Origin of the sequence: Kordiimonas laminariae, from assembly GCF_023008165.1 — a bacterium.
GTDB classification, from domain to species: domain Bacteria; phylum Pseudomonadota; class Alphaproteobacteria; order Sphingomonadales; family Kordiimonadaceae; genus Kordiimonas; species Kordiimonas laminariae.
The window spans coordinates 153,629-166,577 of the sequence record NZ_JAKQZA010000002.1; the positions used below are offsets into that span (position 1 = coordinate 153,629).

The following is a 12,949-nucleotide window of genomic DNA, read 5'->3' on the forward strand; positions in this document are numbered from 1 at the left end:
TTGGGCACAGGAAACGTGCAAAAACCTATTGAGTCACAACAATGGGCGCACCTTTGGTCACAACGAATGTGTGCTCAAACTGCGCTCCGAAACCGCCCTCTGCAAGACGAAGGGTCCAACCATCCGCATCCTCCACATAGTGGCGGCTTTCTGTAGTCAGGAACGGTTCAATCGTGATCACCTGCCCTTCAACAAGCTTCTCTTTATCCCTTGGGTAATAAAGGTTTGGCACCGTTGGCTCTTCGTGAATCCAGCCGCCCACACCGTGACCGTTAAGTCCTTCAATTATCTTATAATTATGCTTATAGGCTTCTTTCTGAACCGCCTTACCAACTACATTTACAGGCTGCCCGGCACGCGCGGCAAACATCGCCTTCCGCTGTGCATCTTTGGTAACGTCCAGAAGCTTTTGAAGGTCCGGCGAGATTTTACCAATGGCAAAACTCTCACCAGTATCCGCGAAAACACCATCTTTTTCTGCGGAAACATCAATGTTCACTAGCTGCCCTTCAACAAGCGGTTGATCTCCCGGAATACCGTGCGCCACCGCATCATGAACAGAAATACATGTCTGCCCCGGAAATTTATACGCAAGGATCGGCGCTGAACGCGCACCCCGTTCGGCGAACATTTTCTCTGCGATTGCATCAAGCTCCAAGGGCGTAATACCAGGGCGCACAGCTTCCCCCATCGCCATTCTTACATCTCTGCAGATCGCGCCAATCTCTTTTAACTTTTCGAGCGCTTCCGGCCCATCGATGATCATAAAACTATCTCAATCAAATACTTACAGTTCACCACGTTCGCGAATACGCTCATGGTGCTGGATAACTTCCCTGATAATGAAGTTCAAAAACTTCTCGCTAAACTCTGGGTCAAGGTTCGCTGATTTCGCCAAATCACGCAGACGCTCCACTTGCAGCTTTTCCCGGCTTGGGTCGGCTGGCGGCAGGTCATGCTCACGCTTATAAAACCCAACAGCCTTCGTAATCTTGAAGCGTTCAGCCAGCATAAACACAAGAGATGCATCAATATTATCGATGCTTTCTCTATATTCCCGCAGTTGCTGTTTTTGCTCTTCAGTTATTTCTTTTTTTGCTTCACCTGACACAGGCTTCCTCCAAAATACTCGTTACAGCCCGAACCTATTCCAGAACATGCGCTCTTCAATCGCCGAAAGCATCCCCTTCGGCATATCGTGAAGCACCCCCAAATCTGTATCATCACCACCGCCAAGGCCTAAAAGAGACCCAAGGCGTGGCTTTCTATCACTCAATACGCGCAATTTTACTTCTTTCCCAAATCGGGAATGAAGAACCGACCGAACATCGCCAATGCCGTCAATCAGCCCAAGTTTGACAGCTTCAGCGCCAGTGAATACATCACCAGAAAACAGTTTACCGCGTAATCCCTTAAGGCGTTTACCGCGCCTATCACGAACAAGCTTTTTAAACTGCTCATGAATTTCATGCTGAATTTCTTTCAGGCGCGTGACGTCTTCTTCTTTTTCCTCCTGAAACGCATCAAGCATAGCTTTGCTTTCGCCAGAGGTATGCAGCCTGCGCTCCACCCCCAGCTTTTTCATAGCCTCTGTGAAACCAAACCCGCTAGAAATCACACCAATACTGCCGACAATAGAACTTTCATTAGCGTATATCTCATCCCCTGCCAGCGCGATCATATAACCACCGGAAGCCGCTACATCTTCAGCAAAAGCCAGTACAGGAACATGCTTTTCATCTGCCAAGTCGCGGATACGTTTATTGATAAGAGAAGACTGAACAGGGGAACCGCCCGGCGAATTAATAAGAAGCGCAACCGCTGAAACGCCGTTGATAGCGAAGGCCTGTTCAATCTGCCTTGCGGCAGAGGCCATACTAATGCCTTGCTTGAAACGACCACCGGGACCGATAACGCCGTACAACCTTAAAACAGCCACAACCGGTGGCGGATCGCCAAAGATCGCACGACGTAGTGAATATAGAATTTTACCTAGCTTTTTGAGCATTAACGGCGCCTTAAAAGAAAATTCCCCACTTGCTTACCTGTTTTCAGGCGTTCACGCAAAATCTTTCAACTCAAGCTGCTTTCCATCCCATAAAACGGCTTTGGCCTCTGGTGTATAGCGTTCAACCTCACCATGGAGCGGAATACCTGGCAAAATTGTTGCTGCACCACGCACCCCTTTGCGCCCCTGAATGATAACGCGCTTAGCATGCACCCCAACGCGCGGCCAAAGTGGCATAATTTTCAATTCACCAACTCTACGGTGGAGATGTGCGATAATCTCATCAACCCTATCGGCACGGTAAACAATAGAAATTGTGCCTTTTACCTTAGCCTTATAAACACAGAAACGCATCCAGTCCTTAAGCGTGGTGCCTAAATCCATGTGCGCGAGCCCTTTATTTTCAGAAGGCGGCCTGATGCCGTGCCCTTCAGCAAGGTACGGCGGGTTGACCATTACATGGTCATACTGCCCTTCTTCATCACTTAGGTCGGTAATACATGCTTTGTGAATTTGTACGTTTTCCTCCAATCCATTGAAGGCAACGTTACGGCGCGCGTATGAAATCATTTCATCCTCGCGTTCAACACCGTTCACATAAACGCCAGACACACGACGCGCCAAACAAATAGCAGCACCGCCTGTACCCACTCCACCCTCAAGAATACGTTGTCCAGCTTTGGCTGGCACAGATGCTGCGAGCATCACAGTATCCATGGAAATCCTGTATCCAGATGCAGGCTGAATAAGACGGACATTACCGCCGAGGAAATCATCTATTGTTTCCCCTTCTTCAGGCATGGTCTCGGCAAATTGTTTAGCGACGATATCTGACAGTTTTTCCACAAATTTTCCGCGAAATTTGAAACTTTGTATTTATTCAATAAATTGTATTCAACTTTATCATAGGGTCAATCAAGGTAGTAACCTTTCTTTTACCGCGACAACCTTGCGTTAATGGTGAAGCGGCTATATGTTCGCCGCAACAAAAATCTATCGAAGTATAGGCATAACGGTATCATCATGGCTAGTAACAACGTTGTATCTCTGGAAGATCATCAAAATGCGGACAAAACAATAACCGCAATCGAGAAAATGCAAAGCCTTGTGGCTGATCAGATGCAGCTCGTGAATGATACCATCCTTAAACGGATGGACAGTCCTGTCGCCCTCATCCCTGAACTTGCAGGTCACTTGATTAATTCTGGCGGCAAGCGCTTAAGACCTATGCTTACACTTGCCTCTTCAAAACTGCTTGCCTACGAAGGCAAAAAACAGATTGGTCTTGCTACGGCTGTTGAATTTATTCACACAGCGACACTGCTTCACGATGATGTTGTAGACGAAAGCAAACTACGCCGAGGTAAAAAACCAGCCAATCTTATTTGGGGCAACCAAGCAACTGTTCTTGTTGGTGACTTCCTGTTCAGCCGCGCGTTTGAATTGATGGTTGAAAGCGATAGCTTGCGAGTTCTTCAAATTCTGTCCAATACCTCTGCTGTTATTACTGAGGGTGAAGTACTGCAATTGACTGTTGCGAATGACCTTTCAACAACGGAAGAGACATACCTTCAGGTTATCACCGCTAAAACAGCTGTGCTCTTTGCTGCTGCCTGCGAGGTTGCCGGAGTTATCTCTGAAGAACATGGTGAAGAGGCTGAAAAGGCACTTGAAGCATACGGAAAGTACCTAGGCATTGCCTTCCAACTCGTAGATGATGCACTTGATTACAACGCCAAACGCGCAACGCTTGGCAAGGAAATTGGTGACGATTTCCGTGAGGGCAAGATTACATTGCCTGTTATTCTTGCATATCGTCGTGGTTCGGATGAAGAACGTGAATTCTGGAAGCGCACCATTCAAAAGCTGAAACAAGAAGATGGTGATCTAGAGCATGCCCTAGAACTTCTAACACAGCACGGTACTATCAACGATACTATTGAGAGAGCCCGCCATTATGGCGCTATGGCAAAGGATGCACTTGCAATTTTCAAAGACAGTGAAGCAAAAGATTGCATGCTTGGCATTGTAGACTTCTGCATCGAACGCGCTTATTAGTCGCACCTGTATAGTTAAAGTAGAATTACTCTTCAACATTTGCTAAGTTTTGTACTTGCTGATTTGGGGAAGAGTATAGTGCGTCTTATCATTGCCTTTTTATTAAGTGCGACTTTTGTCTCTTTTTCTGTTTGGTCAAATGATCAAACAGTTAGACTAACAGTTGGAAACTGGCGCCCTTTTATTGCGCAAAAAGATCAAACCGCACAAGGTATCGCCATTGCTGTAGTAGAAGCTGCTTTTAAAGAGGCTGAATATACAGTTGAATGGGGCTTTTTTCCATGGGGCCGAGCTTACGCACTCGGCAGAATTGGTACTTGGGATGGTTCGGCGGTATGGTATCATTCAGAAAACCGTGCCAATGATTTCTTATATTCAGATCCAGTCTTTACCTTTCAAGAGACTCTTGTTTGCCATCAAGACGTGCAGGCAGATTGGCAAACTTTCGAAGATATCCTGTCACACCGAGTTGGCACTGTGATGTTCAGCGAACACCCTTATATCGGTGACTATTTAAAGAATGCGAACAAACCACCTATTCGCTTCCCCACATACGAGACTTTATACAACAGCTTAATCTCTAAACGGATCGATTGTATCCTTATTAATCCTGTCGCTCATACATACTTTCTGGATGAAATATTTCCAGATCAAGACATCAAATTAAACGTTGCCACTAAAGCATTTCCTGCCGCAAGCCTAAGCCTCATTATCTCTAAAAAGACAGCTAATGCGGAAAGGCTTATTCAATCCTTTAATAATGGTCTGAAAACTATAAGAATGTCTGGTCTCTATACTGAGATAGTTACCCAGTTCCCATACTTTGTTGCTGAAAATATGTCGGTTGAATGAATTAAACAATGTTCTCTATTATCACAAACCTATTAAAAATCGTCCTTCTATTTGCGGCGGTATTTTGCGTAAGTTTTAAAGCAACAGCAAAAGACACCAGACAACGTTCACTCATTATATTTGCTGCCTCAAGCACTCAAGACGTATTGCCTGAAATAGCGCGAGCTTTTTCACAAAAAACCAAAAACCCCAAACCTCTCTTCTCATTTGGGGGAAGTGCTATTCTAGCTCGACAGATTAATGCGGGAGCAAAAGCCGATATAATCATATCTGCCCACGAAGATTGGATAAGTTACTTACAAGAGAAAAAACAACTCAAAACCAACCCTACCATTATCGCCGCTAATACGCTTGTTATCGCCACCTCAAAAAGTAAAACAGCTACGATACCTCACATTAACAAAAACAACTTATTAAGCTTGCTTAAAGGGGGTAGATTAGCACTTGCGAACCCAGCTACATCACCAGCTGGCCAGTATGCAAAACGCTTTCTCTTATCTATTGATGCATGGGATGCCCTAAAAGGCAAAGTGGCCTATAGCCCAAATGTAAGACAGACATTACGTCTAGTAGAATATGGAGGACTAACAGGTTTCATATATGCCTCAGACGCAGCGATCAGCACCAACGTTCATATCATACATAGAGTTCAAAATAACCCGACAGAAAACCCAATTCAGTATATTGCTGCACCGCTAAAACAGAGTAATAGCACAGCCACTTCATTTATTGCTTTTCTGAAGTCACCAAATACTGCTCCTATATGGGAAAAATACGGATTTATAACAATTGCATCAAATTGAAACTAAACATCCAGTTTCATTTCAGATCACATATGCTTCATTTTGATACATACATTTCCTTGAACTGATAAAACCCTATATTTTCCGCCATTTCGAAAACTGGCACAGTGGTTGCTATTCTTTATGCAAACCGATTATCCGGCTGCCACCGATTTCGGTTTAGATCAAGGTTGCTCTAGCTGCCACTTGCAGCAGCCCAGTGAATAGCCAACTGCCCAGATTTGCCCCCAAGCAATCCGAACTGGACAGTTGGCTTTTTCTTTTCTCTAGTTGACTTTCCAAGAAACTGATACAGCTCTCTCCATAAGTTTGTGAGGCAGATATGAGTGTAGAATTTAAACAGGATTTTTCCGCGGAGTATGGAATACCAGAACAAATGACCAAACGGGTCACTCGCGTTCTGTGTAACAACCCAAGCCCGTTCACCTATACAGGTACAGGAACCTACCTTGTTGGTGCCGAAAATAACCTTGCGGTTATTGATCCCGGCCCCTTTGATACAGAACACGGGGAAGCTATTTTAAAGGCAGCTGGTGATAGGCCTATTACACACATTTTCGTAACACATAGCCACATTGATCACTCCCCTCTTTCAGCATGGCTTTCGGAAAAAACCGAAGCACCAATCTATGCGTTCGGACCGCACGGTACCGGGCGCGCAGGAGGCCTTCAGGAAGAAGAAGTCGAAGCCGGAGCTGATAAAGAATTTATGCCAGACCACACCATCACTGATAGCGATACTTTTTCAGGGACCGACTGGACTTTAAAAGCTATTCACACCCCTGGCCATACCGCCAATCATATGTGCTTTCTTCTTAAGGAGGAAAAACTCATGTTTGTTGGTGATCACGTTATGGGATGGGCTACAACAGTAATCGCACCACCAGACGGTGATGTAAGAAAATATATAGAAAGCCTCAAAAAAATAGCCGAAGAGGATGTAGAAAAACTCATCCCCACTCACGGCCCATGGGTGGAAAATCCAAAACCTTTCATCCGCGGCATCGTTACTCACCGTAAAATGCGTGAAGGGCAAATATTAAAGTGCCTTGAAGATGGAGCTAGCACTATCGATATACTAGTGGCTCGCATGTATAAAGACGTGGATAAACGCCTGCATCCGGCTGCTGCTCGTTCGGTATTCGGGCACATTATTGCACTAGTTGATGAAGGTAGAATTTCCTGTGAAGGACCTCCACGTCTTTCAAGTATATATAGCTTAGCTGGCTAGTTGAAATATCTTGTTTGCGTTTGGTGCGCACCCCTTGTATTTATGCTGCCAAATGTACGAAGTACGTCTTAGGAGACAACCATGAACTTGGTAAACACACCAGTAGTAGACCCTACCCTTGATGTGGTCGAAGAAATCAAGCGCCTGCGCAAAGAAAAAAACGCAGTTATTTTAGCGCATTATTACCAAGCTGGTGAAATTCAGGACATTGCAGATTTTGTTGGTGACAGCCTCGATCTCTCTCGTAAAGCAGCAGAGACGGACGCTGATGTTATTGTGTTCTGCGGCGTGCGCTTCATGGCGGAAGTGGCGAAAATCCTAAGCCCTGAAAAAACAGTAGTTCTGCCTGATCTGGAAGCTGGTTGTAGCCTGGAAGATAGCTGCCCACCTGATGAATTTGAAAAATTCGTAAAAGCGAACCCTGATCATCTGGTTCTTAGTTACATCAACTGCTCAGCAGCGGTTAAAGCACACACGGATATTATCGTGACCAGCTCTAACGCTGAAAGCATCGTATCCCAAATTCCTGAAGACCAAAAAATCATCTTCGCGCCGGACCGCCACCTTGGTGGCTACTTGTCTCGTAAACTGGGCCGCGACATGCTTCTTTGGCAGGGTACCTGTATGGTGCACGAACTATTCAGTGAAAAAGAGCTGATCAAGCTGAAAGCAAAGCATCCAAACGCACCAGTTGCTGCACACCCCGAGTGCCCTGATCAGATCGTCCAACATGCTGACCATGTTGGTTCAACCAGTTCTATCCTGAAGTTTGTGACAGAGCATGAAACTGACACCATGATCATTGCCACAGAACCTGGCATTATCCACCAAATGGAAAAAGCAGCACCGCATAAAACATTCATCGGCGCGCCGGGTGCTGACGGCAACTGTAATTGTAATATTTGCCCATATATGGCGCTAAATACGATGGATAAACTATATCTTTGCCTGCGTGATCTCGGGCCGGAAATCAATCTGGATGAAGAGACACGCATCAAAGCGGAAAAGCCTTTACGTCGCATGCTGGAAATGAGCCCAACATTCGCGCCGCAGCCACCAAAAGAAAACCTGTAAACAACAAGGTAAATTCACGTGACCATGTTTCCGCTATCTAACCAAGAAGTTGAAGCCTTCATTGATAGTGCCTTCGCTGAAGATATTGCCACAGGTGATGTAACAGCGGAAACCGTAATTCCTATAGATGCTATGCTGAAAGCAAGCATGAATGCTCGAGAAGATATGGTAGTAGCAGGCCTGCCGCTTATTGAGCCTATTTTCAAACGCCTTGACCCTGATTGCAAGTTCACATTTGAAGCCAAAGATGGTGACAAGCTCTCAGCTGGCACCAATATCCTGACCGTCCACGGTACAGCGCGAGCACTACTCTCTGCTGAGCGCACAGCCCTTAACATCGTTCAGCACCTTTCAGGAATTGCAACGCTCACTCGGCAGTATGTTGACCTGATTGAAGGCACGCCTGCGACCTTGCTCGATACGCGTAAAACCATTCCTGGCCTCAGAAAACTTGGCAAATACGCCACAGCTATGGGCGGCGGTAAAAACCACCGCATAGGTCTTTTTGATGCGGTCATGATCAAAGATAATCATATCGCTGTAGCTGGCAGTGTTGAAAAAGCCATTGAAGGTGCAAAAGCTGCTGGCCGAAAAGATATTCAAGTTGAATGTGACACACTAGAGCAAGTGAAAGAAGCCGTTGAAGCTGGCGCAAATAGCCTGCTTCTAGATAACATGCCCCCTGCTGTGCTTAGGGAAGCACTGAAAATTGTAGATGGCCGCATCAATTGTGAAGCATCTGGCGGCGTGAATTTAGAAACTATCCGCGCTATCGCCGAAACAGGCGTGAACTATATTTCTGTGGGACGGCTCACACAGTCCGCCCCAGCAGTTGACATTGGTCTTGATTTCTTCACTGAATAATTAGTGCCGTTCGTAAATCGCCAAATATTCAGACATACGGTTTTCAATTCGGGAAATCCGTTTATCATCTGAAGGGTGAGTAGACAGGAACGTTGGTTGGCTACCACCACCTTCTTTAAGGCGTGCCATCTTGCGCCATAGCTGAGCTGCAGCCCTCGGGTTATAGCCTGCGCGTGCCATATAAATAGTACCCACATGGTCTGCTTCCAGCTCCATGTTTCGACTGTGTGGAAGAGCTACAAAACCTTGTGCTGCCATTGAACCTAAAGCTACAGCGAGTTGAGCATTTTTTTCATTCTCAGTTGTCGCGCCAACCACAGCACCAAGACCAACAATCGCGAGCTGCTGCGCCTGTGCTCTGCTCACCTGTTCAGCACCGTGGCGGAGAATAGCATGTGCGGCTTCATGTCCAAGTACTGCTGCCAGTTCTTCATCTGTCAGGTTATCAATCATCTTGCTGTAAACAGCGACCTTACCACCCGGCAAAGCCCACGCATTTAGAACAGGCTCATCGATAACAATGAATTCCCAATTCATATCAGGCTTATCTGAAACATGAACAATACGCTCACCAATGCGGCGCACACGTTCAACATCGCGCCCTGATGTACGAACGTTCCCATTGCTCTTCTTCACTTCATTAAGTGCCTGAAGGCCGAGCGCTTCATCCTGGCTTGCAGGAATGGTGATAAATTGGGAGCGCCCAGTTACTTCATTTGTTGTAACACAGGCGGAAAGGCAAAGAGCCATGCAAGCGGCGATAAAGGTTTTGATACGCACGAGATACCCCATCAATTTCTGATTCGACTATAGATAAGGATACCAGAGCTGGCCTCAAAACAAACAAAAACCGACGAACCATCTGGCTCGCCGGCTTTCATAAACTCAATTGAGTTTCAAAAGGGATTTAGTAATCGCCTTTTGGCTCAAGAATTTGCTTACCACGGTACATACCTGTCTTCAGGTCGATGTGGTGGCGAAGCTTGTATTCACCTGTGTGTGTATCTTCCTGAAAGTTAACTGCTTTCAGAGCATCGTGTGAACGACGCATACCACGGCGAGAACGAGTGATCTTACTCTTAGGAACTGCCATTTTTCTAACCTTTTCACTAACCGGGGTTAGCTATTCAGCACCGCCGGGTAAATTTAAAAGCCCACCAATTGGCGAACTAATTGAATTCGAGGCGCGCAACATAAGGCGAACCTCATTAAAAAGCAAGGGATAAGTCACACCTGCGGCGTGATCCCGTTCTTGGGCGCACGGATAATTGATTCTTCCACCCTTTTCAAGCTGTAAATAAGTGTTTATCGATCTATTTGATGATTAGACCACGAATTCTGGCTCTAGGGGGACATAATGAAAAACTATCTGAAGGGCGCGTTAGCCGCTACAGCGCTTATAAGCAGCCTAAGTGCAGCAACCATCGCTGCCGATGATTATGAGTATTGGCCAAATGCACAGTACCAGACGAGCATTCCAACACTTGAAAGCGTTTTAGGCTATAAAAGCGGCGAACGTATCACCACTCATGCTGATATGATTCGCTATTTCGAAGCTCTAGCGGCAGCTGCACCTGACCGTATCAAGTTATTTGATTACGGCGAAACATGGGAAGGCCGCCGCCTTATTTATCTTGCAATATCAAGCCCGGAAAACATTGCCAAACTTGATACTTTCAAAGCTGGCATGCAGGCACTTTCAGACCCAAGAAAAACCTCAAGCGCAGAAGCTAAGAAGCTAATTGATGATATGCCGTCTTCTACATGGCTCGCATACAGTGTGCATGGGAATGAGATCTCTTCCACAGATGCCGCTATGATGACAGCATATCACCTGCTCGCATCTGAGGGCGATGAACGTGTTCCAGAAATTCTAGACAACAGCATTGTCTTTGTTAACCCCCTTCAAAATCCTGATGGCCGGGACCGCTTCATCAACCGTTTCCGCACAGCACTTGGTATGGAAGCAGATAGCGATCCAATTTCCGCTGAACACAACGAGCCATGGCCGTCCGGGCGTACAAACCACTATTTGTTTGATATGAACCGTGATTGGATTTCGCTCACACAGCCCGAAACCAAAGGCCATGTGAAAGCGCTGCAGGAATGGTACCCTCTGGTGTTTGTTGACCTTCACGAAATGGGGGGTAACAGCACTTATTATTTCGCACCAGAAGCCGATCCATATAATCCTCACCTTTCCGGCGAGCAGCGTGAAAGCCTTTATCTATTTGGTAAAAATAACGCCAAATGGTTTGATAACTTCGGCTACAGCTATTTCACACGTGATATTTTTGATGCTTTCTATCCAGGGTATGGTGCCAGCTGGCCAGCGTATTACGGCGCTATTTCCATGACATATGAACAAGCCTCATCTCGTGGGCTTGTTTACCGCCGCAGTAACGGTACAGACCTTGAATACCGCCAGACGGTTCGCCAACACTTTATCACTTCTATGGCCACCGCAGAAACCACAGCAAAGAACAGGGAAAAGTTTCTTACAAACTTCTGGGACTATCAGGTTTCAGCCATTGATGAAGCCAAGAAAGATAAAAAGAACCGTTCTTATATTTTCCCTGCGTCAAGAGACAAAGCAGCTAATCGTAAGCTTGCAGGCGTACTTTCCGCACAAGGAATTGAAGTGCAACAAGCTACGTCAAATTTCAGCGCATGCGGCAACACATACCAAGCAGGTGCTTTCATTGTTGATAGTGCGCAGCCACGTAAGCGCATGATCCGCACGCTACTTGATCCACAGGTAAACATGAGCGGAGAGTGGGTAAAAGAACAGGAACGCCGACGTGCGAAAAACATTGGCCATGATATCTATGACGTAACCGCATGGTCACTGCCTATTATGTATAATGTGGAAATGGATATTTGCGGCAAAGCTGTAAATGCTTCTTCTACACCAGCAGGTGAAACACTAATCAATACAGCTAGTGTTAATACAACAGAAGCTTCTGTCGCCTATCTGGTACCTTGGAACGACATGGCTGCAGGCCGCCTTCTTACCTCCGCTCTGCGTAAAGGGCTTCGCGTTAAAATTATCGACGAAGGCTTTAGAAAAGACGGTAAGGATTATCCTGCTGGTACATTGATCTTTGATGTCTCTAAAAACACAGAGACACTAGGCCCAGACCTTAAAGCAATCGCAGAAGCTACAGGAGCCGAAGTTGTTGGTGTTAATTCAAGCTGGGTTGATAGCGGGCAAGATTTAGGTAGCCGTTCAGTGAACGAACTGGTTGCCCCTAAAGTTGCCATCGCATGGGATGAACCAACAAGCCAATACTCCGCCGGCAACACGCGTTTTGTGGTCGAACGACAATTTGGTTATCCGGTAACAGCTATTCGCCCCGCCCAGCTTTCTCGTGCTGATCTGTCGCGGTATCAGGTTATCATTCTGCCATCCTCTTGGGGCGGTTACCAATCTGCTCTCGGGAAACGTGGAGCGTCTAACCTCAAGGAGTGGGTACGTAAAGGCGGCGTTCTCATCGGGACGGGTACTGCCGTTCGCTATCTCTCAGATAAAGATGTAGGCATGCTTTCAATTCAGCGTGAAGCACAGGTAAAAGAAAAAGACGCTGGTAAAGAAAAGAAACTCAAAAGCGGGCGTGTAGAAGGAACTATCTTCAATAGCCTGGAAGAAATGCAGGCAGCTACCGAACCAACAAACGAAAGTCCAGATAGTGTTCCTGGTGTATTGGTACGTGCATCTGTTGATAAAGACCACTGGCTGTCGTCCGGCCTACCAGATACCTTGAATGTTCTTATCCGCGGGAGTGACATCTATACCCCAGCGCAGCTTAACAGCGGCCGAAATGTCGCTTGGTTTGAAGGGTCTGATGCCCTTCTCGCCAGTGGGCACCTTTGGGAAGAAAACCGCAAGCAATATGCCTATAAACCATTTGTTGTTAGCGAGCGTATGGGGCGCGGTCATGTTATTGGGTTTACACAAGACCCAACAGTACGTGCCTATCTTGATGGCCTGAACATGGTGTTCTTTAACGCCATCTTCCACGGTGCTGCACAATCAAGCCCGCTACGTTAGGAGAGTAA

The 12,949-nt window shown here is 46.4% G+C and carries 13 protein-coding genes; 7 read left to right on the plus strand and 6 right to left on the minus strand.

Annotated elements, in window-relative coordinates; translation table 11 throughout:
• Window positions 1-25 precede the first annotated feature (25 nt).
• The 4 genes from map to MF542_RS04145 are packed head-to-tail and all read right to left on the minus strand — an operon-like array spanning window position 26 to window position 2,854.
• Window positions 26-766 carry a type I methionyl aminopeptidase gene (gene map, locus MF542_RS04130; protein WP_247016260.1) on the minus strand — a complete coding sequence of 247 codons (741 nt, stop codon included), beginning with the start codon at window positions 764-766 and terminating at the stop codon, window positions 26-28.
• A 21-nt stretch (window positions 767-787) separates the two neighbouring features.
• Window positions 788-1,087 carry a chorismate mutase gene (locus tag MF542_RS04135; RefSeq protein ID WP_343264852.1) on the minus strand — a complete coding sequence of 100 codons (300 nt, stop codon included), beginning with the start codon at window positions 1,085-1,087 and terminating at the stop codon, window positions 788-790.
• Between the two features lie 45 nt (window positions 1,088-1,132).
• Window positions 1,133-2,008, minus strand: coding sequence for a S49 family peptidase (locus MF542_RS04140; protein WP_247016264.1), 876 nt, complete (start codon window positions 2,006-2,008; stop codon window positions 1,133-1,135).
• Between the two features lie 51 nt (window positions 2,009-2,059).
• Window positions 2,060-2,854, minus strand: coding sequence for a tRNA1(Val) (adenine(37)-N6)-methyltransferase (locus tag MF542_RS04145; protein WP_247016267.1), 795 nt, complete (start codon window positions 2,852-2,854; stop codon window positions 2,060-2,062).
• Between the two features lie 177 nt (window positions 2,855-3,031).
• Between MF542_RS04145 and MF542_RS04150 the strand changes: the two genes are divergently transcribed.
• The 6 genes from MF542_RS04150 (at window position 3,032) to nadC (ending at window position 8,890) form a co-directional block, all read left to right on the plus strand.
• On the plus strand, window positions 3,032-4,066 hold the full coding sequence (locus tag MF542_RS04150) for a polyprenyl synthetase family protein (protein WP_247016268.1): 1,035 nt from the start codon (window positions 3,032-3,034) through the stop codon (window positions 4,064-4,066).
• 78 nt (window positions 4,067-4,144) lie between these two features.
• Window positions 4,145-4,918 carry a substrate-binding periplasmic protein gene (locus MF542_RS04155; protein ID WP_247016270.1) on the plus strand — a complete coding sequence of 258 codons (774 nt, stop codon included), beginning with the start codon at window positions 4,145-4,147 and terminating at the stop codon, window positions 4,916-4,918.
• A gap of 8 nt (window positions 4,919-4,926) precedes the next feature.
• Window positions 4,927-5,721 (plus strand): molybdate ABC transporter substrate-binding protein, encoded by a 795-nt coding sequence (gene modA, locus MF542_RS04160; RefSeq protein WP_247016272.1) that lies wholly within the window; start codon window positions 4,927-4,929, stop codon window positions 5,719-5,721.
• Window positions 5,722-6,043: 322 nt separating this feature from the next.
• Entirely contained in the window at window positions 6,044-6,952 is a 909-nt protein-coding gene (locus MF542_RS04165) for an MBL fold metallo-hydrolase (protein WP_247016274.1), read from the plus strand.
• Window positions 6,953-7,033: 81 nt separating this feature from the next.
• Window positions 7,034-8,026 carry a quinolinate synthase NadA gene (nadA, locus tag MF542_RS04170; protein WP_247016275.1) on the plus strand — a complete coding sequence of 331 codons (993 nt, stop codon included), beginning with the start codon at window positions 7,034-7,036 and terminating at the stop codon, window positions 8,024-8,026.
• Between the two features lie 24 nt (window positions 8,027-8,050).
• The gene (gene nadC, locus MF542_RS04175) at window positions 8,051-8,890 is read left to right on the plus strand and encodes a carboxylating nicotinate-nucleotide diphosphorylase (RefSeq protein WP_247016958.1); all 840 of its coding nucleotides are present in this window, start codon (window positions 8,051-8,053) and stop codon (window positions 8,888-8,890) included.
• On the opposite strand, the gene MF542_RS04180 is transcribed toward nadC, so the two are convergent.
• Both MF542_RS04180 and rpmF read right to left on the minus strand, forming a co-directional pair.
• Window positions 8,891-9,670 (minus strand): M48 family metallopeptidase, encoded by a 780-nt coding sequence (locus MF542_RS04180; RefSeq protein WP_247016276.1) that lies wholly within the window; start codon window positions 9,668-9,670, stop codon window positions 8,891-8,893.
• Between the two features lie 127 nt (window positions 9,671-9,797).
• The gene (rpmF, locus tag MF542_RS04185; RefSeq protein ID WP_247016278.1) at window positions 9,798-9,983 is read right to left on the minus strand and encodes a 50S ribosomal protein L32; all 186 of its coding nucleotides are present in this window, start codon (window positions 9,981-9,983) and stop codon (window positions 9,798-9,800) included.
• Window positions 9,984-10,247: 264 nt separating this feature from the next.
• Here rpmF and MF542_RS04190 point away from each other — a divergent pair, with 264 nt between their 5' ends.
• Window positions 10,248-12,941, plus strand: a complete 2,694-nt coding sequence (locus tag MF542_RS04190) for a M14 family metallopeptidase (protein WP_247016282.1) — start codon at window positions 10,248-10,250, stop codon at window positions 12,939-12,941.
• Window positions 12,942-12,949 lie beyond the last annotated feature (8 nt).

What these genes read in the sequence shown, in the direction of transcription:
- map (WP_247016260.1), bottom strand. Translation starts at nt 766, where the DNA reads ATGATCATCGATGGGCCGGAAGCGCTCGAAAAGTTAAAAGAGATTGGC.
- MF542_RS04140 (WP_247016264.1), bottom strand. Translation starts at nt 2,008, where the DNA reads ATGCTCAAAAAGCTAGGTAAAATTCTATATTCACTACGTCGTGCGATC.
- MF542_RS04150 (WP_247016268.1), top strand. Translation starts at nt 3,032, where the DNA reads ATGGCTAGTAACAACGTTGTATCTCTGGAAGATCATCAAAATGCGGAC.
- modA (WP_247016272.1), top strand. Translation starts at nt 4,927, where the DNA reads ATGTTCTCTATTATCACAAACCTATTAAAAATCGTCCTTCTATTTGCG.
- MF542_RS04165 (WP_247016274.1), top strand. Translation starts at nt 6,044, where the DNA reads ATGAGTGTAGAATTTAAACAGGATTTTTCCGCGGAGTATGGAATACCA.
- nadA (WP_247016275.1), top strand. Translation starts at nt 7,034, where the DNA reads ATGAACTTGGTAAACACACCAGTAGTAGACCCTACCCTTGATGTGGTC.
- nadC (WP_247016958.1), top strand. Translation starts at nt 8,051, where the DNA reads ATGTTTCCGCTATCTAACCAAGAAGTTGAAGCCTTCATTGATAGTGCC.
- rpmF (WP_247016278.1), bottom strand. Translation starts at nt 9,983, where the DNA reads ATGGCAGTTCCTAAGAGTAAGATCACTCGTTCTCGCCGTGGTATGCGT.
- MF542_RS04190 (WP_247016282.1), top strand. Translation starts at nt 10,248, where the DNA reads ATGAAAAACTATCTGAAGGGCGCGTTAGCCGCTACAGCGCTTATAAGC.